At 68.6% G+C, this 26,922-nt stretch carries 22 protein-coding genes, 1 tRNA gene and 1 pseudogene; 13 read left to right on the forward strand and 11 right to left on the reverse strand.

The window, feature by feature from the left end:
* Positions 1-31: 31 nt before the first annotated feature.
* On the reverse strand, positions 32-2,125 hold the full coding sequence (locus AC0KS4_RS04845; RefSeq protein WP_238957436.1) for an alpha-1,4-glucan--maltose-1-phosphate maltosyltransferase: 2,094 nt from the start codon (positions 2,123-2,125) through the stop codon (positions 32-34).
* Between the two features lie 283 nt (positions 2,126-2,408).
* Between AC0KS4_RS04845 and glgP the strand changes: the two genes are divergently transcribed.
* The gene (gene glgP, locus AC0KS4_RS04850) at positions 2,409-5,057 is read left to right on the forward strand and encodes an alpha-glucan family phosphorylase (RefSeq protein ID WP_238957437.1); all 2,649 of its coding nucleotides are present in this window, start codon (positions 2,409-2,411) and stop codon (positions 5,055-5,057) included.
* Positions 5,058-5,067: 10 nt separating this feature from the next.
* On the opposite strand, the gene AC0KS4_RS04855 is transcribed toward glgP, so the two are convergent.
* Both AC0KS4_RS04855 and AC0KS4_RS04860 read right to left on the reverse strand, forming a co-directional pair.
* A complete protein-coding gene (locus AC0KS4_RS04855; protein ID WP_425326369.1) occupies positions 5,068-7,089 on the reverse strand; it encodes an ATP-dependent DNA helicase in 2,022 nt (673 codons plus the stop codon).
* 8 nt (positions 7,090-7,097) lie between these two features.
* The gene (locus AC0KS4_RS04860) at positions 7,098-8,405 is read right to left on the reverse strand and encodes a nicotinate phosphoribosyltransferase (RefSeq protein WP_238957438.1); all 1,308 of its coding nucleotides are present in this window, start codon (positions 8,403-8,405) and stop codon (positions 7,098-7,100) included.
* 66 nt (positions 8,406-8,471) lie between these two features.
* Between AC0KS4_RS04860 and clpS the strand changes: the two genes are divergently transcribed.
* From clpS to rdgB, 8 genes are all read left to right on the forward strand, one after another.
* Positions 8,472-8,777 (forward strand): ATP-dependent Clp protease adapter ClpS, encoded by a 306-nt coding sequence (clpS, locus tag AC0KS4_RS04865; RefSeq protein WP_055404466.1) that lies wholly within the window; start codon positions 8,472-8,474, stop codon positions 8,775-8,777.
* Between the two features lie 24 nt (positions 8,778-8,801).
* Positions 8,802-9,383 (forward strand): oxidative stress transcriptional regulator AosR, encoded by a 582-nt coding sequence (gene aosR, locus AC0KS4_RS04870; RefSeq protein WP_238957439.1) that lies wholly within the window; start codon positions 8,802-8,804, stop codon positions 9,381-9,383.
* Positions 9,384-9,388: 5 nt separating this feature from the next.
* Positions 9,389-10,441 (forward strand): P1 family peptidase, encoded by a 1,053-nt coding sequence (locus tag AC0KS4_RS04875; protein ID WP_238958001.1) that lies wholly within the window; start codon positions 9,389-9,391, stop codon positions 10,439-10,441.
* Positions 10,442-10,501: 60 nt separating this feature from the next.
* Positions 10,502-11,173, forward strand: a complete 672-nt coding sequence (locus AC0KS4_RS04880; protein WP_238957440.1) for a rhomboid family intramembrane serine protease — start codon at positions 10,502-10,504, stop codon at positions 11,171-11,173.
* The gene (gene murI, locus AC0KS4_RS04885; RefSeq protein WP_238957441.1) at positions 11,170-11,985 is read left to right on the forward strand and encodes a glutamate racemase; all 816 of its coding nucleotides are present in this window, start codon (positions 11,170-11,172) and stop codon (positions 11,983-11,985) included. Before AC0KS4_RS04880 ends, murI begins: the two co-directional genes overlap by 4 nt.
* Before the next feature lie 72 nt (positions 11,986-12,057).
* On the forward strand, positions 12,058-12,840 hold the full coding sequence (locus tag AC0KS4_RS04890; RefSeq protein ID WP_225326683.1) for a cyclic nucleotide-degrading phosphodiesterase: 783 nt from the start codon (positions 12,058-12,060) through the stop codon (positions 12,838-12,840).
* Between the two features lie 23 nt (positions 12,841-12,863).
* Entirely contained in the window at positions 12,864-13,643 is a 780-nt protein-coding gene (gene rph / locus AC0KS4_RS04895; RefSeq protein ID WP_225326682.1) for a ribonuclease PH, read from the forward strand.
* Positions 13,644-13,645: 2 nt separating this feature from the next.
* Positions 13,646-14,284 carry an RdgB/HAM1 family non-canonical purine NTP pyrophosphatase gene (gene rdgB, locus AC0KS4_RS04900; protein WP_225326681.1) on the forward strand — a complete coding sequence of 213 codons (639 nt, stop codon included), beginning with the start codon at positions 13,646-13,648 and terminating at the stop codon, positions 14,282-14,284.
* 48 nt (positions 14,285-14,332) lie between these two features.
* On the opposite strand, the gene AC0KS4_RS04905 is transcribed toward rdgB, so the two are convergent.
* Positions 14,333-14,683, reverse strand: a complete 351-nt coding sequence (locus AC0KS4_RS04905; protein WP_225326680.1) for a DUF3817 domain-containing protein — start codon at positions 14,681-14,683, stop codon at positions 14,333-14,335.
* On the reverse strand, positions 14,680-15,060 hold the full coding sequence (locus AC0KS4_RS04910; protein ID WP_225326679.1) for a hypothetical protein: 381 nt from the start codon (positions 15,058-15,060) through the stop codon (positions 14,680-14,682). Before AC0KS4_RS04910 ends, AC0KS4_RS04905 begins: the two co-directional genes overlap by 4 nt.
* Before the next feature lie 78 nt (positions 15,061-15,138).
* Here AC0KS4_RS04910 and AC0KS4_RS04915 point away from each other — a divergent pair.
* Positions 15,139-15,222, forward strand: a tRNA-Leu gene (locus tag AC0KS4_RS04915).
* Positions 15,223-15,448: 226 nt separating this feature from the next.
* Here AC0KS4_RS04915 and AC0KS4_RS04920 read toward each other — a convergent pair.
* From AC0KS4_RS04920 to AC0KS4_RS04940, 5 genes are all read right to left on the reverse strand, one after another.
* Positions 15,449-16,126: a hypothetical protein gene (locus AC0KS4_RS04920; protein ID WP_238957442.1), complete on the reverse strand. Its 678-nt coding sequence runs from the start codon at positions 16,124-16,126 to the stop codon at positions 15,449-15,451.
* Positions 16,127-16,138: 12 nt separating this feature from the next.
* Positions 16,139-16,411, reverse strand: a complete 273-nt coding sequence (locus tag AC0KS4_RS04925) for a hypothetical protein (protein ID WP_225326677.1) — start codon at positions 16,409-16,411, stop codon at positions 16,139-16,141.
* Between the two features lie 360 nt (positions 16,412-16,771).
* Positions 16,772-16,921 (reverse strand): hypothetical protein, encoded by a 150-nt coding sequence (locus tag AC0KS4_RS04930; protein WP_225326676.1) that lies wholly within the window; start codon positions 16,919-16,921, stop codon positions 16,772-16,774.
* Between the two features lie 11 nt (positions 16,922-16,932).
* A complete protein-coding gene (locus tag AC0KS4_RS04935) occupies positions 16,933-17,205 on the reverse strand; it encodes a hypothetical protein (protein ID WP_225326675.1) in 273 nt (90 codons plus the stop codon).
* 228 nt (positions 17,206-17,433) lie between these two features.
* The gene (locus tag AC0KS4_RS04940) at positions 17,434-17,868 is read right to left on the reverse strand and encodes a thiol-disulfide oxidoreductase DCC family protein (RefSeq protein ID WP_238957443.1); all 435 of its coding nucleotides are present in this window, start codon (positions 17,866-17,868) and stop codon (positions 17,434-17,436) included.
* Positions 17,869-18,141: 273 nt separating this feature from the next.
* Here AC0KS4_RS04940 and AC0KS4_RS04945 point away from each other — a divergent pair, with 273 nt between their 5' ends.
* From AC0KS4_RS04945 to AC0KS4_RS04955, 3 genes are all read left to right on the forward strand, one after another.
* Positions 18,142-20,757: an ABC transporter ATP-binding protein/permease gene (locus AC0KS4_RS04945; RefSeq protein WP_238957444.1), complete on the forward strand. Its 2,616-nt coding sequence runs from the start codon at positions 18,142-18,144 to the stop codon at positions 20,755-20,757.
* Positions 20,754-22,499, forward strand: coding sequence for an ABC transporter ATP-binding protein (locus AC0KS4_RS04950; protein WP_238957445.1), 1,746 nt, complete (start codon positions 20,754-20,756; stop codon positions 22,497-22,499). The genes AC0KS4_RS04945 and AC0KS4_RS04950 overlap by 4 nt, the downstream gene beginning before the upstream one ends.
* Positions 22,500-22,586: 87 nt before the next feature.
* Positions 22,587-23,669, forward strand: coding sequence for a phosphotransferase family protein (locus AC0KS4_RS04955; protein ID WP_238957446.1), 1,083 nt, complete (start codon positions 22,587-22,589; stop codon positions 23,667-23,669).
* Here the strand turns inward: AC0KS4_RS04955 and AC0KS4_RS04960 are convergent.
* A pseudogene (locus tag AC0KS4_RS04960) lies at positions 23,655-26,913 on the reverse strand (LuxR C-terminal-related transcriptional regulator). The gene AC0KS4_RS04955 and the pseudogene AC0KS4_RS04960 overlap by 15 nt on opposite strands.
* Positions 26,914-26,922: the final 9 nt, after the last annotated feature.

Genomic DNA, 26,922 nt, shown 5'->3' on the forward strand with positions numbered 1-26,922 from the left:
CTATCGCCTCCGGTCCGTTTCATGTCCCGTCTCAATGCCTGCGCAGCAGTGTCAAGCGAGCGTCACGCGGCACGAGCGGCATGTTGATGATGTGCGCGACCGCCTGCCCAGGATCGATGCGAACGTAATTGGCTTGCCCCCATTGGAATTCCTGGCCGGTGATCTCGTCGCGCACCCAAAACCGCTCGTAGGGCTCCATACCCAGTGCGGCCATATCCAAAAACAGCGTCGCTTCCTCGGCGCCGAACGCGTTGAGGGTCACCACCACCAACACGCAGTCGCCCGTGGCCGGGTCGAACTTGCTGTAGGCGAGCAGCGCGTCGTTGTCCACGCTGTGGAAATGGATGGTGCGCAGCTGCTGCAGCGCGGGGTGGACCCGGCGAATCGCGTTGAGCTGCGTGATGAATGGCTCGAGCGAGCGTCCTTCGGCGAGCGCACCCGCGAAATCGCGAGGCCGCAATTCGTACTTCTCCGAGTCCAGGTACTCCTCGCTGCCTTCCCGCACCGCGCGGTGCTCGAAGAGCTCGTAGCCCGAGTACACGCCCCAGGCGGGCCCCATGGTCGCGGCCAGCACCGCGCGCACGGCGAACATGCCGGGCCCGTTGTGCTGCAAGATCGCGTGCAGGATGTCGGGGGTGTTGACGAACAGGTTCGGCCGGCGGAAGTCGGCGAGCGCGGCGATGTCGGTGCCGAATTCGGTCAGCTCCCACTTCGCCGTGCGCCAGGTGAAGTAGCTGTACGACTGCGTGAATCCCAGTTTGGCGAGCCCGTACTGGCGGGCCGGTGGCGTGAAAGCTTCGGAGAGAAACAGCACATCGGGGTCGATGGCCTTGACCGCGGAGATCAACCACGCCCAGAAATCCGGCGGCTTGGTGTGCGGGTTGTCGACGCGAAAGAACTTGACGCCGTGGTCCATCCAATGCCGGACGACGCGCAGCACCTCGTCGTAGAGGCCGGCCGGGTCGTTGTCGAAGTTGATCGGGTAGATGTCCTGATACTTCTTCGGCGGGTTCTCCGCGTAGGCGATGGTGCCGTCGGGCAATTCGGTGAACCAGTTGCGGTGGCTACGCGCCCAAGGATGGTCCGGAGCGCATTGCAGCGCGAGGTCCAGCGCCACCTCCATGCCCAATTCGCGTGTTGCGGCGACGAACGCGTCGAAGTCCTCGATCGTGCCCAAATCCGGGTGGACGGCGTCGTGGCCGCCCTCGTCGCTGCCGATCGCCCAGGGGGACCCCACATCTCCGGGGGCGGCGGTGGGGGAGTTGTTGCGCCCCTTGCGATGTACCTTGCCGATCGGATGGATCGGCGGCAGGTAGACGACGTCGAATCCCATTGCCGCGATGCGCGGAAGCGCGGCGGTTGCCGTGGCGAATGTGCCGTGCACGGGGTTGCCGTCGGCGTCCCACCCGCCCGTCGAGCGGGGAAACATCTCGTACCAGGAGCCGAACCGGGCCAACGGCCGGTCCACCCAGACGCTGTACTGCTCGCCCCGGGTGACGAAATCGCGGAGCGGGTAGTCCGCCAGGATCTCTTCGATCTCCGGGCCCAGCGCCAGCGCGGTTCGGGTGACCGGGTCCCCAGGCGTGCGCAGCGCTGCGGCGGCGGCCAGCAGCGGTTCGCGCCGGGCCCGCGGCACCTCCGCGGCGGCGCGCTCGAACAACCCGGCACCGACGAGAAGATCGTTGGACAGTTCCTTCTCGCCCTGACCGGCGTCCAGTTTGGCGACCAACCCGTGCCGCCAGGAGTGGATCGGATCGCCCCACCCGTCGACGCGGAAAGTCCACAGCCCGACCTGGTCGGGGGTGAACTGGCCGTGGAACACATAGGGTTCCAGACCCATCGTCATCGGCAACGCCAGCGGCTTGATCCGTTGCTGGTCAGCCTTGCCGTCGCGGTCGGTGACCGGCTTTGCCGGGGCCTGAACCGCTTTGACGCGGCGAGTCTCCGTTACTTGCGGATAGCCTGGCCCGAGGTAGCGCACGACCAGGGTTGCCGCTACGGCCTCGTGGCCTTCTCGCCATACCGCGGCGCTGACCGGCACGACCTCGCCGACCACAGCTTTCGCGGGATACGCGCCACAGGAAACGACCGGCTGGACGCTATCGATCTCGACACGACCGGGCACCACCACTCCGTTCCGATTTTCCCGCTTCCTCCGCGCCCCGCGCCGCGGGCCGCATCGTCACCGGGTGCGTTCCGATTGTGTGCGGCCAATCCGGGTGTGCTCCCCGCGGAACGCCGCTCGTCGGGAAACTTCCTGTCGTGGGGAACTTTCTGTGCGGGGAGGCATCGTTGCGACCCCGATAACTAACCGATACCCACCCTAGTCTTCGGTCACACCCCGCTGCGGAAAAGCGGTCTTTCCCGCCGCCGTGCGCGGGGCGGAATCCTCAGTAAGGTAGGGACGCGTGAAAGCCCTCCGCCGGTTTACCGTCCGTGCTCATCTTCCCGAGCGTTTGACCGCGCTGGACCAGCTCTCGACCAACCTGCGTTGGTCGTGGGACAAGCCGACGCAGGATTTCTTCGCGACGATCGACCCCGACCTGTGGGACCGGTGTGGCCGTGACCCGGTGGCGTTGCTGGGCGCGGTGAACCCGGCGCGGCTCGACGCGTTGGCGATCGATGAGGCGTTCCTTCGCCGGCTCGACGAGCTGACCGCCGATCTGAACGATTACCTGACCCGCCCGCTGTGGTACCAGCAACAGCAGGAACACGGGGCCGAAATGCCGGCGGCCGTCGCCTACTTCTCGATGGAGTTCGGCATCGCCGAAGTGCTGCCGAACTATTCCGGCGGGTTGGGAATCCTTGCGGGTGACCACCTGAAGTCCGCATCGGATTTGGGCGTGCCGTTGGTGGCGGTGGGCCTCTACTACCGCTCCGGCTACTTCCGGCAGTCGTTGACCGCCGACGGGTGGCAGCACGAGAACTACCCGTCGCTGGACCCGCAGGGGCTGCCGCTGCGGCTGCTGACCGATGCCACCGGCGATCCCGCCCTGGTCGAGCTGATGCTGCCGGACTCCGCGCAGTTGCACGCCCGGATCTGGGTCGCGGAGGTCGGCAGGGTCCCGCTGCTCTTGCTCGATTCCGACGTCCCCGAGAACGAGCATGATCTGCGCGGCGTCACCGACCGCCTGTACGGGGGCGATCAGGAACATCGGATGAGGCAGGAGATCCTGGCCGGCATCGGCGGGGTGCGGGCGATCCGCGCCTACACCGCCATCCAGGGCCTGCCCGCACCCGAGGTGTTCCACATGAACGAGGGGCACGCGGGGTTCCTGGGCGCCGAACGCATTCGCGAGCTGATGACCGGTCCGGGGCTGGACTTCGACACCGCGCTGACGGTGGTGCGCTCGAGCACCGTGTTCACCACCCACACCCCGGTGCCCGCCGGCATCGACCGTTTCCCCATCGACATGGTGCGGCTCTACTTCGACGACCATCGTGGCGACGAATCGGAATCCGGCCAGAAAGGCGCGGCGGCCGATGCCACGAGCGCGCCCGCGTTGCTGCCCGGGGTGCCGACGGCGCGCATCCTGGCGCTGGGGGCCGAGGACGACCCGGCCAAATTCAACATGGCGCACATGGGTCTGCGCCTGGCCCAGCGGGCCAACGGCGTCTCGTCGCTGCACGGCCGGGTGAGCCGGGCGATGTTCAACGAACTGTGGCCCGGATTCGACGCCGGCGAGGTGCCGATCGGGTCGATCACCAACGGAGTTCACGCGCGCACCTGGGCGGCGCCGCAGTGGCTGCAGCTGGGCTACGAGCTGGCCGGGTCGGATTCGTTCAGCGATCCGGGGGTGTGGTTGCGCCTGCAGCAGGTCGATGCGGGCCACCTGTGGTGGATTCGCTCGCAATTGAGGTCTCTGCTGGTCGACGACGTGCGGCGCAGGCTGCGCCGCTCATGGCTGGAGCGTGGCGCCTCGGATGCTGAATTAGGTTGGATAGCAACGGCTTTCGATCCGGAAGTGCTGACCATCGGGTTCGCTCGGCGGGTGCCGACGTACAAGCGGCTGACGCTGATGCTGCGGGATCCGGATCGGCTGGAACAGCTGCTTTTGGATAGCGAACGGCCGATTCAGCTGATCGTCGCCGGTAAGTCGCACCCCGCCGACGACGGCGGCAAGGCGCTGATCCAGCAGGTGGTGCGGTTTGCCGACCGGCCCGAGGTGCGGCACCGCATCGCGTTTTTGCCCGACTACGACATGTCCATGGCCCGGCTGCTGTATTGGGGCTGCGACGTCTGGCTGAACAACCCGCTGCGGCCGTTGGAGGCCTGCGGCACTTCGGGAATGAAGAGCGCACTCAACGGGGGGCTGAACCTGTCCATCCGCGATGGCTGGTGGGATGAATGGTACGACGGCGAAAACGGTTGGGAGATACCGTCTGCCGATGGTGTGGCCGATGAGGGGCGCCGCGACGACCTCGAATCCAGCGCGCTCTACCGGCTGCTGGAAGAAGCCGTGGCACCGAAGTTCTACGAGCGCGACGAACGCGGGGTGCCACCCCGCTGGATCGAAATGGTGCGCCACACCCTGCAGACGCTCGGCCCGAAAGTCCTTGCGTCCCGCATGGTGCGCGACTACGTCGAGCAGTACTACACGCCCGCGGCCCAATCGTTGCGCAAGACGATCGCACCCGACGACGCGGCGGGCGGCGGCGAGTTCGGCGCCGCCCGCGAGCTGGCGGCCTATCGCCGGCGCGCCTACGAGGCGTGGCCGAAGATCGTGATCACCGACGTCGACAGCACCGGCCTGCCGGACAGTCCGGTGCTCGGTTCCAAGCTGACCCTGACCGCCACCGTGCAGCTGGCCGGGCTGGCGCCCGACGAGGTCACGGTCCAGGCGGTGGTCGGCCGGGTCGACGCCAGCGATGCGCTGCTGGAACCGGTCACCGTCGAGATGTCGTACACCGGCACCGCCGAGGGCGGCAACCAGGTGTTCTCGACGACGACGCCGCTGCCACTGGCGGGATCGGTCGGGTACACGGTGCGTGTGCTGCCCCGCCATCCGATGCTGGCCGCCGGCAACGAGCTCGGTCTGGTCACGCTGGCCCGGTGATCGGGACGCCTCAGGCCGACAGGTCTTCCGCTGCGGTACGCAGTCGCCGCAGGGCCTCGCGCACCTGCGCCCCGTTGGTGGTCTGCCAGAACGGCGGCAGCGAGGCTCGCAGGTAGCCGCCGTACCCGGCGGTGACCATGCGCGAGTCGAGCACCGCGACCACCCCGCGGTCGGTGACGCGGCGCAACAGACGGCCGGAACCCTGCGCCAGCAGTAGCGCCGCGTGGTTGGCCGCGACCGCCATGAAGCCGTTGCCGCCCCGCGCGGCGACCGCCCGCTGGCGCGCCCCCAGCAGGGGGTCGTCCGGGCGGGGGAACGGGATGCGGTCGATCAGCACCAGCGACAGCGACGGCCCGGGCACATCGACGCCCTGCCACAGCGACAGGGTGCCGAACAGTGACGTCTGCGGCTCCGCCCTGAACTGCTCGACCAGCGCGGACGTGCTGTCGTCGCCCTGGCACAACACCGGCGTCGAGAGCCGTTCGCGCATGGCCTCGGCGGCCGCGCGGGCCGCCCGCATCGACGAGAACAGCCCCAGGGTGCGCCCGTCGGCTGCGGTGACGAGCTCGGCGATCTCGGTCAGCTGCTCGGCCGAGCCGACGCCGTCGCGCCCCGGTGGCGGCAGGTGCGCCGCCACGTACAGGATCCCGGCCTTGGCGTGCTGAAACGGCGATCCCACGTCGAGGCCGCGCCATCGCGCGTCTCCGCCGTCGTCGTCGCTCGCGGGAGCGGTCAGACCCCACGCCGCGGCCATGGCGTCGAACGAGCCGCCGATCGTCAGCGTCGCCGACGTCAGCACCACGGTCGAGCGCGAGAACACGCGCTGACGCAGCAGGCCGGCGACCGACAGCGGGGCCACCCGCAACACCGGGCGCGGTGAACCCCGGTTCTCCTCGTGTTCCAGCCACACCACGTCGGTGCGGTCGGGGATGGCCGGTCCGAACGACGCGAGCACCCGCGACGCGGTCTCCGAAATCTCGCTGAGCGCGGCGACCGCTTCGGCGCGCGCCGACGCCGCCTTGGCGTCGTTCGTGGTGTCGATCGCCGAGCGCGCCGCGGTCGCGACGTCCCGCAGCGCGGCGAGGTAGGTCGTCATGTCCTCGTCGAGGCGGTCGATGCGCCCCGGCGTGCCGTCGTGGATGGCGGCGGCGAAGTTGGCCGTCGTCGCGTCGAGGCGCTGGACCAGTTCCGGGCTCACCAACCGGCTGATCCGCCGCGAGGCGACCCCGAGCGCGGCCGACGTCAGCTCCGCGGTGGCCACCGAGGTCACCCGGTCCACCAACTCGTGCGCCTCGTCGACCACCAGCAGCGCGTGCTCGGGCAGCACCGCGGATTCGGACACCGCGTCGATGGCCAGCAGCGCGTGGTTGGTGACCACGACGTCGGCGCGGCCGGCCAGGCCCCTGGCCCGCTCGGAGAAGCACTCGGTGCCGAACGGGCAGCGGGCCACCCCGAGGCATTCCCGCGCGGACACGCTGACCTGAGACCAGGATCGGTCGGGGACGCCCGGCTTCAAGTCGTCGCGGTCGCCGGATTCGGTGGTCGACGCCCACTCGGTGAGCCGCTGCACGTCGCGGCCCAGGGCGCTGACCGCCATGGGGTTGAAGAGTTCCTCCTGCGGCCGCCCGTCGGGGTCATCACCGTCGGCCGCCCCGCCGTTGTGAATTTTGTTGAGGCACAAGTAATTTCGTCGTCCCTTAAGCAAGGCGAACTGCGGGCGGCGCGGCAGCGCGTCGGCCAGGGCATCGATGAGCCGGGGCAGATCGCGGTCGACGAGCTGGCGCTGCAGGGCGATGGTGGCCGTCGACACGACGACGGGGGAGTCATCGCCGAGGGCCTGCACGATCGCGGGCACCAGATAGGCGAGCGACTTGCCGGTGCCGGTGCCGGCCTGCACGACGAGGTGCTCGTCGGTGGCGAAGGCCCGCGCGACCGCGGCGGCCATCTCCTGCTGGCCGCTGCGTTCACTGCCGCCGAGCGCGGCCACGGCGGTGGCCAGCAGCTCGGGCACGGACACGTCGGACGTGGTCACTCCCTCGGTCAGGCCCGGATCTGCGTCGTCGTGACCGCGGGTTCGCCGTGCGACAAGTTCAAACCCTCCCACGGCAGACTGCGCAGCCCGGAAGCTACCAGCTCGCGCGCCGCGGCGAGGTTCGGTTTGGACACCAGCTCGCCACCGCGGACCAGCGGGACGGTCAACACCCGGGCCGGTTCACCGACATCGGGCTGACGGCCGACCGGATACAGGATCTCCTCGGTGATGGTGCCGGAGCTGCGCGAGGTGCGCAGCGCCTCTTTGTGTCCGCCGTGGGATTCCTTGTGGCTGCTGCGCTTCTGCACCGCCAGGCCGTCCACTTCGACGAGTTTGTACACCATGTTCGCCGTCGGGGCGCCCGAGCCCGTCACCAGCGACGTGCCGACGCCGTAACTGTCCACGGGCTCGGCGGCCAACGCGGCGATGGAGAACTCGTCGAGGTCGCCGGAGACCACGATGCGGGTATTCGTGGCGCCCAGCCGGTCGAGCTGCTGGCGCACCTGGCGGGCCAGCACGCCCAACTCGCCGGAGTCGATGCGCACAGCGCCGAGCCCGGTGCCGGCGGCGACCACCGCGTTGGCCACGCCGGCCGTCACGTCGTAGGTGTCCACCAGCAGGGTGGTGTCGACGCCGAGCGCCTCGACCTGGGCCCGGAAGGCCGCCAATTCGGTCGATTCCGCGGGGGTGTCGGCGCGGGCGTGCAGCATGGTGAACGCGTGCGCGGAGGTGCCCTCGGCCGGTATTCCGTAGCAGCGCTGAGCCTCCAGGTTGGAGGACGCGGCGAAGCCGGCGATGTAGGCGGCGCGGGCGGCGGCGACCGCCGCCTGCTCGTGGGTGCGCCGTGACCCCATCTCGATCAGCGGGCGCCCCCGCGCCGCGCTCACCATCCGCGCGGCGGCTGAGGCGACGGCGGTGTCGTGGTTGAAGATGGACAGCGCAAGCGTTTCGAGCACCACGCATTCGGCGAACGTCCCGCTCACCGACAGCACCGGGGACCCGGGGAAGTAGAGCTCGCCTTCGGCGTAGCCGTCGATATCGCCGCCGAACCGAAAATCGCGCAAGTACCGCAACGTATCTGGATCGAGGAATTGGCCGAGCGACTGGCAGGCCTCGTCATCGAAGGTGAACTGCGGCAGCGCCTCGAGCAGCCGTCCGGTTCCGGCGACCACGCCGTAACGACGGCCCTCGGGAAGGCGGCGGGCGAAAAGTTCGAAGGTGGTCCGCCGATTGGCGCTGCCGTTCCGCAGCGCCGCCGCCAGCATCGTCAACTCGTACTTGTCGGTCAGCAGGCCCGTGACGACCGGGTCGTTCATTCCATAACGGTATCGGCTGCCCGCTGGGCTCGGTAACGTCGTCCATCCCTCGGTATCGTGGAGGCCATGGTTGTTATGTCAGCGCCCACTAAGCCGGGCACTACAGGACAACGCGAGTCCGCTCCGGTCGAGGTGACGGCGAGTCCCTGGGTCACGATCGTCTGGGATGACCCGGTCAACTTGATGACCTACGTGACATACGTGTTCCAGAAGTTGTTCGGCTACAGCGAGCCGCATGCCACCAAGCTGATGCTGCAGGTGCACAACGAAGGAAAGGCCGTGGTGTCCGCCGGCAGCCGGGAGTCCATGGAAGTCGATGTGTCCAAGCTGCACGCCGCCGGTTTGTGGGCGACACTGCAGCAGGACCGCTGACGCTCGAGGCGCTGGCGAATCCCTGTGCGCAAATGGAAGCGCGTCGAGACCGCGGACGGTCCCCATTTCCGGTCGGCCCTGGCGTCCCACGAGGCGGCCCTGCTCAAGAACCTGGCCACCGCGATGATCGGTCTGCTCAACGAGCGTGAATCCTCTTCGCCGGCAGACGAACTCGAGGAGATCACCGGCATCAAAACCGGCAACGCCGAACCGCCGAAGGACCCGACCCTGCGCCGGCTGCTGCCGGATTTCTACCGCAACGACGACCAGGACACCGCGCCTCCCGATGCCGCGGACAGCCTGAACGCCGCGCTGCGCAGCCTGCACGAGCCGGGCATCGTCGAGGCCAAACGCGTTGCGGCACAGAGGTTGCTGAGCACCGTCCCCGAGGACGGCGGCCGGTTCGAGCTGAGTGAGGACGACGCAAACTGTTGGGTCGGGGCGGTCAACGACATCCGGCTGACGTTGGGGGTCATGCTCGAGGTCGGGCCGGAGGGCCCGGAGCGGCTGCCGGCCGATCATCCGCTGGCCGTGCATTTCGACGTCTATCAGTGGCTGACCGTCCTGCAGGAGTACCTGGTGTTGGTGCTGATGGGGTCCCGGTGACCGCGATGGGCGCCATCACCGACGTCGGGGGGATCCGCGTCGGCCACTACCAACGCTTGGACCCCGACGCCGCGTTGGGTGCGGGCTGGGCCTGCGGCGTCACCGTGGTGCTCCCGCCACCGGGGACCGTCGGCGCGGTCGATTGCCGCGGCGGTGCTCCCGGCACCCGGGAGACCGACCTGCTGGACCCGGCCAACACCGTGCGGTTCGTGGACGCGGTGCTGCTCGCCGGGGGCAGCGCCTACGGCCTGGCCGCCGCCGACGGCGTCATGCGCTGGCTGGAAGAACAGGAACGCGGCGTGGCGATAGGCGAGGGCGTGGTGCCCATCGTGCCGGCAGCGGTGATCTTCGATCTGCCGGTCGGCGGCTGGCAGTGCCGCCCGAGCGACGAGTTCGGCTACCTGGCCTGTGCGGCCGCCGAGCAAGGCGCGGCGATGACCGTCGGGAACGTCGGCGCCGGGGTGGGGGCCCGGGCCGGGGCGCTCAAGGGCGGCGTCGGCACCGCCTCGACGGCACTGCCGAGCGGCGTGACCGTCGGCGCGGTGGCGGTGGTGAACTGCGCGGGCGAGGTTCTCGACCGGGCGACCGGCTTGCCGTGGATGGCGGACTTGGCCAAGGCGTTCGGGCTCCAGCCGCCACCGCCCGAGCAGATCGACGCGCTCGCCCAGCTGCCGTCGCCGTCGGACCCGATGGACAACCCCCTCAACACCGTCATCGCGGTGATCGCCACCGACGCCGCCCTGAGCCCGGCGGCGTGCCGGCGGGTGGCCATCTCGGCCCACGACGGCCTGGCCCGCAGCATCCGGCCGGCGCACACGCCGGTCGACGGGGACACGGTGTTCGTCCTGGCCACCGGGGCGGTCGAGGTCGATCCCCCGTCGGCCGCTTCGAAACCCGTGCCGGCCGCGTTCTCCCCGGAAACGCGGCTCGTCACCGAGGTCGGCGTCGCGGCGGCCGATTGCCTGGCGCAAGCGGTGCTCGGCGGTGTGCTGGCCGCCGAATCGATCGCCGGGATACCGAGCTACCGCGACGTGCTGCCCGGCGCGTTCGGCCGGTGAGGAATCCGCCTGCCACGCCGGTAGCCTTGACCATGCTGGAAACGCGCTGGAAGGGCAGCTATGGGTAAGACCGCGCCGAGGGCACCCGCCGCCCAGGCGAAAAAGCGGTCCACGCCGATCGTCGGCGCCGCCACGATCCTCACCTTCGTCGTGTTGCTGTACCTCGTCGAGCTGATCGACCAGATGAGCCGGCATTCGCTGGACGCCAACGGCATCCGGCCCCTGGAGCTCGACGGCCTGTGGGGGATCGTCTTCTCCCCGCTCTTGCACGCGAGCTGGGAGCACCTGATGGCCAACACGGTGCCGCTGCTGGTGCTGGGATTCCTCATGACGCTGGCCGGGCTGTCCCGGTTCGTCTGGGCGACCGCCATCGTGTGGATCCTGGGCGGCCTGGGCACCTGGCTCATCGGCGACGTCGGCAGCAGCTGCGGCCCCACCGACCACATCGGGGCTTCCGGCCTGATTTTCGGCTGGCTGGCCTTCCTGCTGGTGTTCGGGATATTCGTCCGCCGCGTGTCCAACATCATCATCGGGCTGGTCGTGATGTTCGCCTACGGCGGCGTCCTGTTCGGCGCCATGCCGGTGCTCGGAGTCTGCGGTGGCGTGTCCTGGCAGGGGCATTTGTGCGGGGCGATCGCCGGCGTCGTGGCCGCATATTGGCTGTCCGCCCCGGAACGCAAGGCCCGGACGGGAAGGACGGCCGGCACCGCGTCGCCGCGCCCCAAGACATGAGCGGACCACTGGCTCCCGTCGGGGTCTTCGACTCCGGTGTCGGGGGACTCACCGTCGCGCGGGCGATCATCGACCAGCTGCCCGACGAGGACATCATCTACGTCGGCGACACCGGCCACGGGCCCTACGGTCCGCTGAGCATCCCCGACGTCCGGGCGCACGCGTTGGCCATCGGCGACGACCTCGTCGGCCGCGGCGTCAAGGCGTTGGTCATCGCCTGCAACACGGCATCCGCGGCCTGCCTGCGGGACGCTCGCGAACGCTACGACGTGCCCGTCGTCGAGGTGATCCTGCCCGCCGTGCGCCGCGCCGTCGCCACCACGCGCAACGGACGCATCGGCGTCATCGGCACCCAGGCGACCATCAACTCGCACGCCTACCAGGACGCGTTCGCCGCCGCCCGCGACACCGAGATCACCGCGGTGGCCTGCCCGCGGTTCGTCGACTTCGTCGAGCGCGGCGTGACGAGCGGGCGTCAGGTGCTCGGACTGGCCGAGGGCTACCTGGAGCCGCTGCAGCGCGCGCAGGTCGACACGCTGGTGCTCGGATGCACGCACTACCCGCTGTTGTCGGGCCTCATCCAGCTGGCGATGGGTGAGCACGTGACGCTGGTGTCCAGTGCGGAGGAAACCGCCAAGGAAGTCCTTCGGGTGCTCACCGAGCGGGATCTGCTTCGCCCTCATGACGTGTCGCCCGCGACTCGGGTCTTCGAAGCCACCGGCGACCCCGAGGCATTCACGACATTGGCGGCCCGATTCCTCGGTCCCGCCGTCTCCGGAGTACGGCCTGTTCAACAGGTGCGCATTGACTGACGGCCGGGCGAGATTCTCGTCACACCAATGCGGCCATGTTTTCGTCATGGCCCCGTCGGGCATGGCACAGTAGTGTCCGTGCGAATAACCGTGCTCGGCTGCTCGGGCAGCGTGGTGGGTCCGGATTCGCCTGCGTCGGGTTATCTGCTCCGGGCACCGGACACGCCGCCGTTGGTCATCGACTTCGGCGGGGGTGTTCTCGGCGCACTGCAGCGCTACGCCGACCCCGGTTCCGTGCATGTGCTGTTGTCGCATTTGCACGCCGATCACTGTCTCGATTTGCCCGGACTGTTCGTGTGGCGGCGCTATCACCCGACGCGCCCGCTCGGGAAGGCGTTGCTGTACGGCCCCGGCGACACCTGGTCGCGGCTGGGTGCGGCGTCCTCACCCTACGGCGGTGAGATCGACGATTGTTCGGACATCTTCGACGTTCGCCACTGGGTCGACGGCGAGCCGGTGACGGTCGGGGCGCTGACGGTGACGCCGCGGGTGGTGGCTCATCCGACCGAGTCCTACGGCTTGCGCATCACCGATTCCTCGGGCGCATCGTTCGTCTACAGCGGTGACACCGGCGCCTGCGATCAGCTCGTCGAGCTGGCGCGCGACGCCGACGTCTTTCTCTGCGAGGCCTCCTGGACGCATTCGGCGGACCGGCCGCCCGCGCTGCATCTGTCGGGGACCGAGGCTGGCCGGGCCGCGGCCGAGGCCGGCGTTCGCGAACTGCTGCTGACGCACATCCCGCCGTGGACCTCGCGTGAGGACGTGATCAGCGAGGCCAAGGCCGAGTTCGACGGTCCCGTGCATGCGGTGGTGTGCGGTGAGACGTTCGATATCCGCCGCTCCGAGAGGGTCTGAGTACTCCACGTTAGGGTTGCGTCGTGACGAGACGAGAAGACGGCCGCCTTGACGACGAGCTTCGGCCCGTCGTCATCACCCGCGGTTTCACCGAGCACCCCGCCGGTTCGGTACTGATCGAATTCGGCCAGACCAAGGTCATGTGCACCGCCAGCGTGACCGAGGGTGTGCCGCGCTGGCGCAAGGGTTCGGGTCTGGGGTGGCTGACCGCGGAGTACGCGATGTTGCCGTCGGCGACCCATACGCGCTCGGACCGCGAATCGGTGAAGGGGCGGCTGTCGGGGCGGACCCAGGAGATCAGCCGGCTGATCGGGCGGTCGCTGCGGGCGTGCATCGACCTGGCGGCGTTGGGGGAGAACACAATTGCCGTCGACTGTGACGTGTTGCAGGCCGACGGGGGTACCCGCACCGCGGCCATCACGGGTGCGTTCGTGGCGCTGGCCGATGCGGTGACGTATCTCGGGGCGGCGGGCAAGCTGTCCGATCCCCGACCGTTGTCGTGCGCCATCGCGGCGGTCAGCGTCGGAGTGGTCGACGGCCGGGTCCGGGTGGATCTGCCCTATGAGGAGGACGCCCGCGCCGAGGTGGACATGAACGTCGTCGCCACCGACACCGGGACCCTCGTCGAGGTCCAGGGGACCGGCGAGGGGGCGACCTTCCCGCGTTCGACGTTGGACAAGCTGCTCGACGTGGCGTTGGCCGCCTGCGACAAGTTGTTCGCCGCCCAGCGCGAGGCATTGGCGCAGCCGTACCCCGGTGAGCTCCCCGAGGGAGCTCCGGCGCCGAAGGCGTTCGGCAGCTGACCGTGCCCGATGGTGACGACCCGCCGCGCCCGTCACGCCTACTGGTCGCCAGCCGCAACACGAAGAAGCTGGTCGAGTTGCGCCGGGTGCTCGACGCCGCCGGCCTGACGGGCTTGACGTTGGTGTCGCTCGACGATGTGGCCCCGTTCGAGGAGGCGCCGGAGACGGGCGCGATCTTCGAGGAGAACGCGTTGGCCAAGGCGCGTGACGCGTTCACCGCGAGCGGGTTGCCCAGTGTGGCAGACGATTCCGGGCTGGAGGTGGCCGCGCTCAACGGCATGCCCGGAGTGCTGTCGGCGCGCTGGTCGGGCAACCACGGCGACGACGCCGGCAACACCGCCTTGCTGCTGGCGCAAATGCGCGACGTGCCCGATGAACGGCGCGGCGCGGCGTTCGTGTCCGCCTGCGCGCTGGTGTCGGGGGCCGGTGAGGTCGTCGTGCGCGGCGAATGGCCCGGCAGCATCGCCCGGGAACCGCGCGGCGACGGCGGTTTCGGGTATGACCCGGTTTTCGTGCCCGACGGGTGCGAGCGCACGGCGGCCGAGCTCAGCCCGAGTGAGAAGGACGCGGTCTCGCATCGCGGTCGCGCGCTGCGGCTGCTGTTGCCGTCGCTCGAGACGCTGGCCCGGTCCGAGGGCTGAATCCCCGGTCCCTTGCGAGGCATGGGCCACACGGGTCACGGGTGCGGCCTACAAGCCGAAGCGGGCTTTGACCTCTCGGGTTTGGAAGTGCTCGACGATGATCCCGAGCAGCGGGATGGTCCCCGACAGCAGCACGCCGACCGTCTTACCGATCGGCCAGCGCACCTTGATCGCCAGGTTGAACGCGGTCAGCACGTAGATGAAATACACCCAGCCGTGGACCACTTCGATCCACCGGATCTCGTGGTCGAAAACCAGGTGCGAGACGATCTCGTAGCACAGCGCGATGAGCCACAGACCCGTCGTCCAGGCCATGATCCGGTAGCCGAGCAAGGCGGTGCGGATCTTGTCGGCGGGCACTGCGGGCACTGATCCGCCGGGCGTCTGCGGAGTGGTCATGCGGTTGTCCTCTTTTGTTTTTCGGCGTCTTGCGCGGCGAGCTCGGCCAGGTAGTTGTTGTACTCCCGCAGCGCCGGGTCGTCGGGCGGCTGGGGCGTGCGCGTGGGTCGCTCGGGCAGCAGCCCGGCGGGTATCTCCGTCATGGCGTCGTTGCTGCGCGGCTGTGGTGGTTCCTCTTCGTAGCGCACGAATTTGCGGTACGCGTACACACAGAACCAGGCGAACAGCGGCCACTGCAGCGCGTAGCCGAGGTTCTGAAACGAGCCGGAGACGGATTGGAACCTGGTCCACTGCCACCAGCCCAGGGCCAGGCAGCCGCACGCCGCGACGATCACCAGCGCGATCAGCGCGGGTCTGCGACGGTGTGTAGTGGACACCTCTTGACCGTACCGCGCGCCAGTAAGCGCCCGTCGCCAATAAGTTGGCCATGTCACAAGCGATACGATCGGCAAGCCGCGGGCGTGGCGAAATTGGCAGACGCGATGGTTTTAGGTGCCATTGCTCGAAAGAGCTTGAGGGTTCGAGTCCCTCCGCCCGCACTGATGTTTATGCAGTTCAGGTGGTGTTTTCGGCTCCATCCTGGCCAGCCGTGGTCACACTATGAGCACACTTCAAACGCGCGTGGTCGCTGTGGCAAACACCGTCTTGGCGTTCGCCTTCGGCGCGTACCGCGCCTGCAGGTTCTCGGCGCCGTGGTGGTGAACCGAGCTGAGAATTGAGTAGATCGTCCCGACGGACCTTAGACCTACTTCATGAGCAACAAACCTAAGTCCCGAAGCCGCTTGCGGTACCCACAAAGGAAACAAGAAGTCCCCAAATCGCCCAGGTCAGGTCGAGTGCTTGTCGGCTGTCGAGGTTCCGGTCGAATGTCTGGATCTGAGTGGCCGTGTGTGCCTTCATGTTTCGCTCTAACTCCGTCACGGTATCTTTGACCCCATCGATATCCAGCCTCAATTTGGTGATATTGATCGCCATCTCCGATGCCTCGCCGGTTCTGTCGTTCACGTACTGAACAAGGCGTTTGACCTGCTCGTCGAGGCTCTGGGTGATGTCGATGATGTGCGCCGGCGGCGTTTGCGTGACACCCACGCGCCCAAACTTTGCCGTTGACTGGATAGTTGGGACAGTGATCGTTTGGGGCAGGCGCAAGAGCCGTCCCCAGAACATCTTGATCCCGTTGACAATTCGCACCGAGACGGATTGGGCATACGTTGCTCGGACATAGGCGCGGAGCAAACCATAGAAAGCGACCAGCGCCCCCATCGCCTGGATTTCGACGGCGATGTTTTTCCGGCTGAGTAAGCAATGTCGGACAAAGAGCCAATGTGCATTCCACCCGATGGCGGCGCTGCCGGTGTGTTGCCCAACCGACACGGTGGCCGCAAGTATTGCGGCGACGCTACACAGCGCTTTGAGCAACAAACGGGCATCATCACGTCCCATGCGGATTTTTGCTCAATTCGCCTTGCGGCGAATCACATTGCCCGCCGCCCAGCCTGGCCCCGGCTGCGGCTCGCCTTCGAAGAAAATCGTGAACGTCCAACGGCCTGCGTCATCGCGGTCGATCCGCCACGACCGCGACGAACCGTCCCGGACGCGCTCGATTGTTACCCATTGATCATTGAACACGTCAAACAGGCAGTCGCCTACTTGCACGGCAGAGGCCGGAACAATCGCGCGGTCGGATTCGGGAACATCGTGGATGTGCACCGGGGGCTTGGCGGTCATGCCTGGCGACGCTAGCGCCGGATAGTGGGCATACGGAAGTGGTATGCCACCGGCGTGTCTCGCAACACTTCGCGCACCCGGTCCAGCGCGGCCACTATGGCAGCGTTATCGGGTCACGCCCGAGCCGATCCTCGTACCATGTGGCGGCGGGGGCAGGATCGAATTCATGACCCTGCAACGCGGCGGCTTCAATAGTTGTCCACGGTTGATTTGACGCCGACACGTCGGCGTCTGTCCCACGCCGACGAAAACACCCTAGCGTTGCGTTGAGCCAGGGTGTCTAGTCACCACGCACCAAGTCTGAGCGCCGCGCTGTCCCCGAATTGGTGAGTTCTGGTTTATGAGGGGATTGCGCGGGCACTACGATTCGGCGAGTTCCTTGACTCGTGGATCGACCTCGCGGCCCGTCTTTTCACTGGCAGCTACCGCCGCCTGCGCGGCGGCCTTGCGCACGTCGAGGCTGCGTTGCTCGGTTCGGGGGCCGTTATCCGATGTGTGTTCCGTTGTCATCTTCATCCCCTTCACGTCCCGCCCAATGCCGTCTGCTCCGCGATGATCTGAATGATCTCGGAATCGTCTTTAGTCGCCAGTTTAGAAGCCGCCAGCTTAGAGAGCATCTTCCAGCCAACTACGGCTTCGTCATACTCAGTGGTGAACGTACGCTCAAATGCCCACTGTGTGCGCCTCCACCACTCACTGCGCCTGTCGGCCTGATTCTTCTGTTGCCACGTGACGATGACGCCGATGGTCGCTAAGCCCCCGACGATCAGCGTCACCCATGCTTGCGCGGGCATCTGTCCACTATCGCAGATCGGACCCAGCTACGTTGCACGTCGCGAGCAATCACACTCGTGAGCACATTTTGAGCACAACTTCAGCGGAGTTGCACATAATTCATTTGAACCCATCTGACCCTAAAGAGCAGGTCAGTTCGGACTTGAGCGATTGAACAGGATAGCTGAATAGGGTTCGAGTCCCTCCGCCCGCACAGATCTTCAACGCCCGTCAGCAGCGGACGCGCCTCAGTCCTCCACGAAGCGGGCGCGAACCTCCGGCGACGGCAGCGGACAGCTGTCGTACCTCCCGAAAGCCCGGTAGCGGATCGCGGCGAACCTGTCGTAGAGCCAGTCGCGCAGGGGAGCCGGCAGGATGCGGGCGACCGTTAGCACCCGCCATGCCCCGCCGAGGTAATCCGCGACGCGTAGCGCGGCTTCGGATCGGACAGCCACCCGTTCCGACGGCTGGCCGGGGTCGTCGACGAACACCATCGAGTCGACGTTGCCGATCTCCGGGTGCCGCTCGACGATCGCCTTGGCGAACACGCTCTGCAGGGCCGCAAACCGCAGCGGACCGGCGGCATCGAAACGGATTATCGTGCGGACCGATCGATTGCAAAACCCGCAGACACCGTCGTACAGCAGGACCGGGGCCACTGACTCGCCGCTCTCACCGCTCATATTCCCAGGTTACTGACCGCCGCGCAGCGTGGACAGCGACCGAGGTTGACCTATGGTAAGGCAACCCTTAGTTTGTGGGGGTAACGTACCGAGTCGTGACCGGCTGGCCGGTGATCCGCGGCGGGGTGCCGCCCGCGCGGGATCGTGGCAGGCGTCGAATCCACAGTGTGTGCGGTCCTCACCGGCCGCATCGATCCGCGGCCTCGTGGCGGTGATCCCGCCGGATCGTCAGATCGCCGCCGCGGCGCGGAGCGCCGCGAGAAAGGACCGCTAATGGCACGCGGATTCTCCGGTGTGATGTTGCGCAGCTTCGGCGCGCGCGATCACACCGCGACGGTGATCGAAACCGTCCGAATCGCACCGCACTTCGTCCGCGTGCGCATGACGTCGCCGACGCTGTTCGAGGACGTCGATGCCGAACCCGCCGCCTGGCTGCGGTTCTGGTTCCCGGATCCGGACGGATCGAAAACGGAGTTCCAGCGCGCCTACACGATTTCGGAAGCGGACGTTGCGGCCGGCCGCTTCGCGGTCGACATCGTGCTGCACGATCCCGCGGGTCCGGCGTCGCAGTGGGCGCGCACCGTGCAGCCCGGCGCCACCATCGCCGTCATGGCGCTGATGGGTTCGTCGCGGTTCGACATGCCCGACGAGCAGCCGGCCGGATATCTGCTCATCGGCGACTCGGCTTCCATCCCCGGAATGAACGGCATCATCGGCGTCGTCCCCGACGACGTCCCGATCGAGATGTACCTCGAACAGCACGACGACAACGACACACTGATCCCGATCGCGCCGCACCCCCGTCTGCGACTGCATTGGGTCGCCCGTCATGACGAGAAATCCCTTGCCGCGGCGATCGAAAGCCGGGACTGGTCCGACTGGTATGCGTGGGCGACGCCGGAGGCCACGACCCTGAAGCAGGTGCGGACCCGGCTGCGCGACGAATTCGGATTCCCCAAATCCGAGGTGCACGCTCAGGCCTACTGGAGCGCCGGGCGCGCGATGGGCACCCGCCGCGGCGACGAGGCCGAGGGATCCGAAAGCGTCGCACCCGCCGTCTCTGCGGAAGAGGTTGCGGCGCAGCTGGAGTCGGCTCAACGGGTCCCGGAGACGACGCCCGCCCCGGTGTCCCGCGGGAACTGGCGCGCCCAGGCGGCCGGCCGATTGCTCGCGCCGCTGCGTTCGGCGTTGATCCTGTCCGGTGTGTTGCAGGCGGTGATCACGCTGGTGCAGCTGGCGCCGTTCGTGCTGCTGGTGGAGCTGGCCCGGCTCCTGGTATCCGGGGCGCCCGCGTCGCGGCTATGGAACGTGGGCATCGCCGCGGTGTCGTTGCTGGGCCTGGGGGCGTTGCTGGGCGCGGCCCTCACCCTGTGGCTCCATCTGGTCGACGCGCGCTTCGCCCGCGATTTGCGTACGGGATTGTTGCGCAAGCTGTCTCGGCTCCCGCTGGGCTGGTTCACCGCACGCGGATCGGGGTCCATCAAGCAGCTGCTGCAGGACGACACGCTGTCCCTGCACTACCTGGTCACCCACGCCATCCCGGACGCCGTCGCCGCGGCCGTCGCGCCGGTTGCGGTGCTGGTCTACCTGTTCGTCGTCGACTGGCGGGTGGCGCTGGTGCTGTTTGCGCCCGTCCTGGTTTACCTGGTGCTGACGTCGTCGCTCACGATTCAGTCGGGTCCGCGCATCCCGCAGTCGCAGCGCTGGGCGGAGACGATGAGCGGCGAGGCCGGCGCCTACCTGGAGGGCCAGCCGGTGATCCGCGTCTTCGGCGGGGCCGCGGCATCGAGTTTCCGGCGGCGCCTGGACGAGTACGTCGGCTTCCTGGTCGCCTGGCAGCGCCCGCTGGCCGGCAAAAAGACGTTCATGGATCTGGTCACCCGCCCGTCGACGTTCCTGTGGCTCATCGCGGCCACCGGCACCCTGCTGGTGGTCGGGGGGCGGATGGATCCGGTGAACCTGCTGCCATTCTTGTTGCTGGGAACCACCTTCGGCGCACGCCTGCTCGGGATCGCCTACGGCCTCGGCGGCATCCGCGCCGGCATGTTGGCCGCCCGGCGCCTGCAGAACACGCTCGACGAACCCGAACTCGCCGTGCGCAATCACGGCGAACCCGCGGGGGAGTCGTCGAAGGCGGTGGTGTTCGACAACGTCAGTTTCGGCTACCGCCCCGGCGTTCCCGTGATCCACGACGTGTCGCTGACCCTGCGCCCCGGCACGGTCACCGCACTCGTCGGCCCGTCGGGATCCGGCAAGTCGACGCTGGCCGCCTTGCTGGCCCGGTTCCACGACGTCGACGGGGGCTCGATACGCGTTGGGGGACAAGACATTCGGTCGATGACCGCCGACCAGCTCTACGCCCAGGTCGGTTTCGTGCTACAGGAGACGCAGTTGGTGCACGGCACCGTGGCGGAAAACATCGCGCTGGCCGCACCCGATGCCACCGCCGCGCAGATCGAACGGGCGGCGCGCGAGGCGCAGATCCACGACCGCATCATGCGCCTGCCGGACGGCTACGACACCATGCTGGGCGCCGGCACCGGCCTGTCCGGCGGGGAGCGCCAGCGCCTCACCATCGCCCGTGCGATCCTGGCCGATACCGAGATTCTCATCCTCGACGAGGCCACCGCGTTCGCCGATCCGGAGTCGGAATACCTTGTGCAGCAAGCGCTCAACCGTTTGACCCAGAACCGCACCGTACTGGTGATCGCGCACCGGCTGCACACCATCACCCGGGCCCACCAGATCGTCGTGCTCGACCACGGCCGCATCGTCGAGCGCGGCACCCACGACGAGTTGCTGGCCGCCGACGGCCGGTACCGGCGGCTGTGGGAGGGCGGCCGCCGCGACCGGGTGGCCGCCGGCGCGGCCGGGGAGGGTGCCCGATGATCCGCACGTGGTTGAGCCTGGTCCCGGCGGATCGCCGCAACCGGGTCGTCGCCTACACGGTGCTGGCGTTGATCTCCGTGGTGGTGCGGGCGGTCGCCACCGTGCTGCTGGTCCCCCTGGTGGGCGCGTTGTTCAGCGACACCCCGCAGCGCGCGATGGTGTGGCTGGGCTGGCTGACCGCCGCCACCGCGCTCGGCTGGGTGATCGACACCGCGACGGCGCGTATCGGCTTCAACCTGGGCTTCGCGGTGCTGGACCACAGCCAGCATGACGTGGCCGACCGACTGCCCGGCGTTCGGCTGGACTGGTTCACCGCCGAGCACACCGCGACCGCGCGGCAGGCGATCGCGGCGACCGGCCCCGAACTCGTCGGCCTCGTCGTCAACCTGCTCACGCCGTTGATCTCGGCCGTGCTGCTGCCCGCCGCCATCGCGGTGGTCCTGTTGCCGGTCTCCTGGCAACTGGGACTGGCCGCCCTGGGCGGACTGCCCCTGATGTTGGGCGCGCTGTGGGCGTCGGCCCGCCTGGCGCGTCGCGCCGATTCCACTGCGGCCGAGGCCAATAGCGCGCTCACCGAGCGGATCATCGAGTTCGCCCGGACCCAGCAGGCGTTGCGCGCCGCGCGGCGCGTCGAACCGGCCAGGAGCCTGGTCGGCGACGCGCTGGCCGCCCAACACGGCGCGACCATGCGGCTGCTCTCCATGCAGGTCCCGGGTCAGCTGCTGTTCAGCCTCGCCAGCCAGCTGGCTTTGATCCTGCTCGCCGGGGCGACCACCGCGCTGACGGTGAACGGAACGCTGTCGGTGGCCGAGGCCATCGCGCTGATCGTCGTCATCGTGCGCTACCTCGAGCCGTTCACCACCATCAGCGAGCTGGCGCCGGCGCTGGAGAGCACCCGCGCCACGCTCGACAACATCCGCTCGGTGCTCACCGCGCCGCTGATGAACGCCGGCGCCGCGACGCTGCCGGGCGCCACGGCGCCGCGTATCGACTTCGACGACGTGACGTTCGGGTACCCAGCTGTCGGTGGCGCCACCGACCTGGTGCTCGACGGGGTGAGTTTCTCGTTGGAGCCGGGAAGCACGACGGCGATCGTCGGACCGTCCGGATCCGGCAAGAGCACCATCCTGGCGCTGATCGCCGGGCTGCACGAGCCCACCCGCGGCCGGGTGCTGATCGACGGTGTCGACGCGGCGACGCTGGACGCCGACGCCCGGCGCGCGGCAAGCAGCGTCGTGTTCCAGCATCCCTACCTGTTCCACGGGTCGATCCGCGACAACGTGTTCGCCGGGGACCCGGGCGCCGGCGATGACCGGTTCGCGCGGGCGGTGGCGCTCGCCCGCGTCGACGAGCTCGTCGCACGCCTGCCCGACGGCTCCGACAGCGTCGTCGGTGAAGGCGGCTCGGCACTCTCGGGCGGTGAACGCCAACGCGTCAGCATCGCCCGTGCGCTGCTCAAACCCGCGCCGATACTGCTGGTGGACGAGGCGACCAGCGCTTTGGACACCGAGAACGAAGCCGCCGTGGTCGACGCGCTGACCGCCGACCCGCAATCGCGCACCCAGGTGATCGTCGCGCACCGGTTGGCCAGCATCAGTCACGCCGACCGCGTCCTGTTTCTCGACAGCGGCCAGGTGGTCGAGGACGGCACGGTCGACGAATTGCGTGCTGCGGGCGGGCGTTTCGACGAATTCTGGCGCCAGCAGCACGAGGCCGCCGAATGGCGCATTCTGGCCGACTAAATCACCGCGGTTGACCGCAAATCTTGCGGTATGCCTTACAGTTGGTCAGTCGAACCGAGCTGTCCCCGTACAGGAGGCGTGCCGCTTATGAGTGCTGTGCTGTCGTCGATACCGCGTTACCCCGGCGACGTGACCCCGGCATGGTTGTCGGCCGCGCTCAGTGGGCGCGGCGCGCCGGTGGAGGTCGCCGAGGTGGACGTGGTCGCGATCGGAACGGGGCAGACCGGGGCGACCTACCGGGTGACCGCCCGCTATGCGACGGATCCCGGTGACCTGCCGCGGACCTTTGTGATCAAACTGCCGGCCCAGGACGACACCGTGCGCGACAGGGTGGTCATCGGCTACCGCAGCGAATGCGCGTTCTACTCCTCGGTGGCGGATCGGGTGCAGGTGCCGACCCCGCGCTGCTTCTACTCCGAGATCACCGAGGATGCAATGGATTTCGCCCTGCTGCTCGCCGATCAGGCGCCGGCCGTGCAGGGCGATCAGCTCATCGGTTGCGGTGAAGCCGAAGCGCGGCTGGCGGTGAACGCGCTGGCCGGCCTGCACGCGCCGACCTGGTGTGACCCCGCCTGGCTCGATTTCCCCGGCATCGCGTTTGGGCGCCCCGATGAGTCCGGCGCAGCCGGCATGGGCGAAGTGGCGAAGATGAGCGCCGACATCACGCTGGAGAAGCTGGGCGCTCGCATGAGGGCCGAAGACCGCGATACCTTCAGCGCGGCCATGGGTGTGATCACACCGTGGCTGCTGTCCGAGTACGACCGGTTCGCCCTGCTGCACGGCGACTACCGGCTGGACAATCTGCTGTTCGATCCGGACCGGACCCGGGTCAGCGTGGTCGACTGGCAGACGCTCGGGGTGGGCCTGCCGACCCGGGATCTCGCGTACTTCACCGCAACCAGCCTCAATTCGCAGCTGCGAGCCGCCATCGAGGAGGAGCTGGTCGCCGACTACCATCGCGCGCTGACCGCCGGCGGTGTCAGCGACTACGACCGCGAAACATGTTGGCGCGATTACCGGCTCGGGGTCCTGCAGGCGCCGCTGATCTCGGCGCTGGGATTCGCGTTCGCCGCCGCGACCGAGCGTGGCGACGACATGGTGCTGGCCATGCTCAGCCGCGGCTGTCAGGCGATCCGCGAGCTGGGCACGCTCGAATTAATCGAGCACTGATCGCCGGGTTGCCTCCTGAGCCAGCTGCATCCGCGACGTGAGCCCGAGTTTCGCGTAGACGTGGGTCAGGTGCGTCTGTACGGTGCGCGGGGAAATGAAGAGGCGTTCGCCGATGTCCTTGTTGCCCAGTCCCTCGCCGACGAGGCGGACGACATCGCGCTCGGTCGGGGTCAGCGAGTCCCAACCGCTGGGCGGGCGTTTGCGTTCACCCCGCCCGCGGCGGGCGTAGGCGATCGCCTCGTCGGTGGACAGAGCGGCTCCTGCGGTCCAGGCGTCATCGAACTCCTTGTCCGTCAAGGCGTCGCGGGCCTTTTCCACCGACGCCTGGTAGTCGGCGTCGTACACCCGGAAGCGGACTATCCCGGTGCGCTCGCGGACGGCGTGCGCCGCGCCGAGAAGCCGCGTCGCTTCCGGGTGGCTGCCGGCGTCTCCGGCCACCCGGGCGAGGCACTCCAATAGGTCGGGAACGAACAAGTGGGCCTGCGTGTCCGCGGCGCGGGTCAGCGCGTCATGGAGATCGCGTTCGGCTCGCCCGGGCTCGTTTTCCGCCAGGGCCACGCGCGCCCGAGTGAGCGGCGCCTGCACCGTGAACCAGCCCACCCCCGTCGCGACGTCTTCCTCGGCGAAGCGACGCGCGGCCGTCAGATCGCCCCGGGCGAGCGCGGCCTGTGCCGAGGGTTTGTTGGCAGGGCTCGCCAGCGGCAAGCCGGCGAACCGCTCGCGCGCCGCATTGCTGGCATCGGTGGCCGCGCCCACGTCGCCACCGGCGAGCGCTGCGAACGCCAGCGCCGCGTAGACGACACCTTCCTGGTAGCGGCCGATCCCCGCGGCGTCGTCGAGCGCCTCCAGCGCAAGCGCCCGCCCCACGTCCGCCTGTCCGCTGTGGGCCAGCACGTGGCCCAGGGCCGCGCGGGCATTGACCTGCCAGATCAGGGCGTGTGCCGCATCCGCTTCGATCATCAATTCGCGATGCCCCGCTTCGGCCCCCGCGACGTCGCCCCGCACCCATTGCACGCCGGTGAGACACCACCGGCATGCGCGCGAGTAGCCCCGGTCGCCGGCCTCGTCGGCGAGGTCACGGCCTTCCGTCGCTGCCGCCGCGGCGGCGTCCAGATCCCCGCCGCCGAGCAGGGCGGCGAGCGCCTGGCTGTAGAGGAGCTGGCTCAGCCTCCACCGGTCGCCCATCGCTCGGGTCAGGTTTTCCGCCTCCGATAAGTAGGGCCGGGCCAGTTCGGCGTCCAAGGCGGCGAGGCGTCCGCATGCGGTGAGGGTCCGCGCCAATAGCGCCGGATCGTCGAGCTCGCGCGCGATGGCCAGCGAACGCTGCGCGCGGGCAAAGCCTTCCGCGTCGCGCATGTTGTCCAGGAATGCCTTGTCGGCCAGCGCCCGCGCGATCGCGTGGAGAGCCACGTCGGCGCCCGGACGCTCCGCGTCGGCAAGACCCGCGTCGAGCCAGTCCGATCCCTCCCGGAGGCCGCCCCGGGTGAGCCACAGCGGCTGCAGCGACGTCGCCAGCTGCAATGCGCTGTCGGTGTCGGAGTTCTCCCGGCTCCACGCGAAGGCGGCACGCAGATTGTCGATTTCGGTCTGCGCTCGATCGAGCAGGGGCTCCAGGCCGATGTCCCCCGGAACGTCGAGCGCCGTCGCCAGCGCGGTGAAATGGTCACGGTGCCGTTGCCGCACAGCGATGACTTCCGGGGATTCGCTGAGCTTTTCCTGCGCATACTGGAGACGTCTCCAGCAATCGGTATCGCATTGGGCCGCCGGCGGATTCGGCCGTCACCAGCGACTTGTCGATGAGCAGCGCCAGCACATCCAGCACCTGGTGCTGGGCCAGGCCTTTGTCACAGACCACCTTTCGGCAGGCGTCGAGGTCGAACCCGCCCATGAACACGCCGAGCCGGCGGAACAAGATCCGCTCCGGCTCGGTCAACAGCGCGTGCGACCAGTCCACCGAGGCGCGCAGCGTCTGCTGGCGGCGCACCGCCGTCCGCGATCCGCCGGTCAGCAAGCGGAACCGGTCCTGCAGGCCGGCGAGAATCTCGTTGGGCGACAACGCGCGTACGCGTGCCGCGGCCAACTCGATCGCCAGCGGCATGCCGTCGAGGCGGCGGCAGATTTCTTGCACGGCGGCCGCGTTGCCGTCCTCGAGGTTGAAGCCCGGGCGCGCGTGCCCGGCGCGGTCGGCGAACAGCCGCGCGGCGTCGTCGTCGAACGACAGGGACGGCACCCGCCACGTCACCTCGCCGCTCACCCCGATCGGCTCGCGGCTCGTCGCCAGCACCGTCAACCGCGGGCAGGCGCCCAGCAGCGCACCGGTCAGCGCGGCGCTGGCGTCCAGCAGGTGCTCACAGTTGTCGAGCACCACCAGCATGCGCCGGTCGCCGATGAACTGCAGCAGGCTTTTCTCCGGGGATCGCCCGGGCTGATCCGGTAGCCCCAACGCCCGGGCGGTGGTGAGCGACACCAGGTCGGGGTCGGTGAGCGGAGCCAGGTCCACATACCAGATTCCGTCGGCGTAGTCCCCGGCGACACTGGCGGCGACCTGAACGGCCAGCCGGGTCTTGCCCGCGCCGCCGGCGCCGGTCAGCGTCACGAACCTGTTCTGCGCGAGCATGTCTCGCACCTCGCGCATTTCGGCTTCGCGCCCCACAAAGCTGGTCAGTTGCGCGGGAAGGCGTTGAGAGACAACAGATTCGCGTTTCCGAAGCGGCGGAAACTCGTTGCACAGGTCGGGATGGCACAGTTGCACCACCCGCTCCGGGCGCGGCAGATCTCGCAGCTCATGGGTTCCGAGGTCGGTCAACCAGGCGTCGTCGGCGAGCGTGTCGGCGACCAGATCGCCGGTGGTGCCCGACAACACCGTCTGGCCGCCATGCGCGAGCTCGCGGAGTCGCGCCGTGCGGTTGATGGCCGGCCCCACATAGTTGTTCTCGTCGCGCAGCTGAACCTCGCCGGTATGCACACCGATCCGCAGTCGCAACGGTGCCAATGGCGCCCGTTGCAACGCGAGCGCGCACGCCACCGCGTCGGACGCGCGGCTGAACGCGATGACGAAGCTGTCGCCCTCACCCTGCTCGACCGGGCGGATTCCGCGATGGGCCCCGACCAACTCGGCCAGCGTTTGATCCAGATTGGCGATCGCCGCGGTCATCTCCTGCGGCTGGGAGTCCCACAGCTGCGTCGAGCCCTGGACGTCGGCCAGCAGCAGCGTCACGGTGCCGGTCGGCAGGGGCTCGTTCATCGCTTCGCC

It is taken from the genome of Mycobacterium sp. NTMscope_MAC_12 (genome assembly GCF_976985675.1).

Coding starts and splice junctions, on each gene's coding strand:
- AC0KS4_RS04860 (WP_238957438.1), bottom strand. CDS start 8,405: ATGAACGACCCGGTCGTCACGGGCCTGCTGACCGACAAGTACGAGTTG.
- clpS (WP_055404466.1), top strand. CDS start 8,472: ATGGTTGTTATGTCAGCGCCCACTAAGCCGGGCACTACAGGACAACGC.
- AC0KS4_RS04875 (WP_238958001.1), top strand. CDS start 9,389: ATGGGCGCCATCACCGACGTCGGGGGGATCCGCGTCGGCCACTACCAA.
- AC0KS4_RS04880 (WP_238957440.1), top strand. CDS start 10,502: ATGGGTAAGACCGCGCCGAGGGCACCCGCCGCCCAGGCGAAAAAGCGG.
- murI (WP_238957441.1), top strand. CDS start 11,170: ATGAGCGGACCACTGGCTCCCGTCGGGGTCTTCGACTCCGGTGTCGGG.
- AC0KS4_RS04905 (WP_225326680.1), bottom strand. CDS start 14,683: ATGACCACTCCGCAGACGCCCGGCGGATCAGTGCCCGCAGTGCCCGCC.
- AC0KS4_RS04920 (WP_238957442.1), bottom strand. CDS start 16,126: ATGGGACGTGATGATGCCCGTTTGTTGCTCAAAGCGCTGTGTAGCGTC.
- AC0KS4_RS04925 (WP_225326677.1), bottom strand. CDS start 16,411: ATGACCGCCAAGCCCCCGGTGCACATCCACGATGTTCCCGAATCCGAC.
- AC0KS4_RS04930 (WP_225326676.1), bottom strand. CDS start 16,921: ATGACAACGGAACACACATCGGATAACGGCCCCCGAACCGAGCAACGC.
- AC0KS4_RS04935 (WP_225326675.1), bottom strand. CDS start 17,205: ATGCCCGCGCAAGCATGGGTGACGCTGATCGTCGGGGGCTTAGCGACC.
- AC0KS4_RS04940 (WP_238957443.1), bottom strand. CDS start 17,868: ATGAGCGGTGAGAGCGGCGAGTCAGTGGCCCCGGTCCTGCTGTACGAC.
- AC0KS4_RS04945 (WP_238957444.1), top strand. CDS start 18,142: ATGGCACGCGGATTCTCCGGTGTGATGTTGCGCAGCTTCGGCGCGCGC.
- AC0KS4_RS04950 (WP_238957445.1), top strand. CDS start 20,754: ATGATCCGCACGTGGTTGAGCCTGGTCCCGGCGGATCGCCGCAACCGG.
- AC0KS4_RS04955 (WP_238957446.1), top strand. CDS start 22,587: ATGAGTGCTGTGCTGTCGTCGATACCGCGTTACCCCGGCGACGTGACC.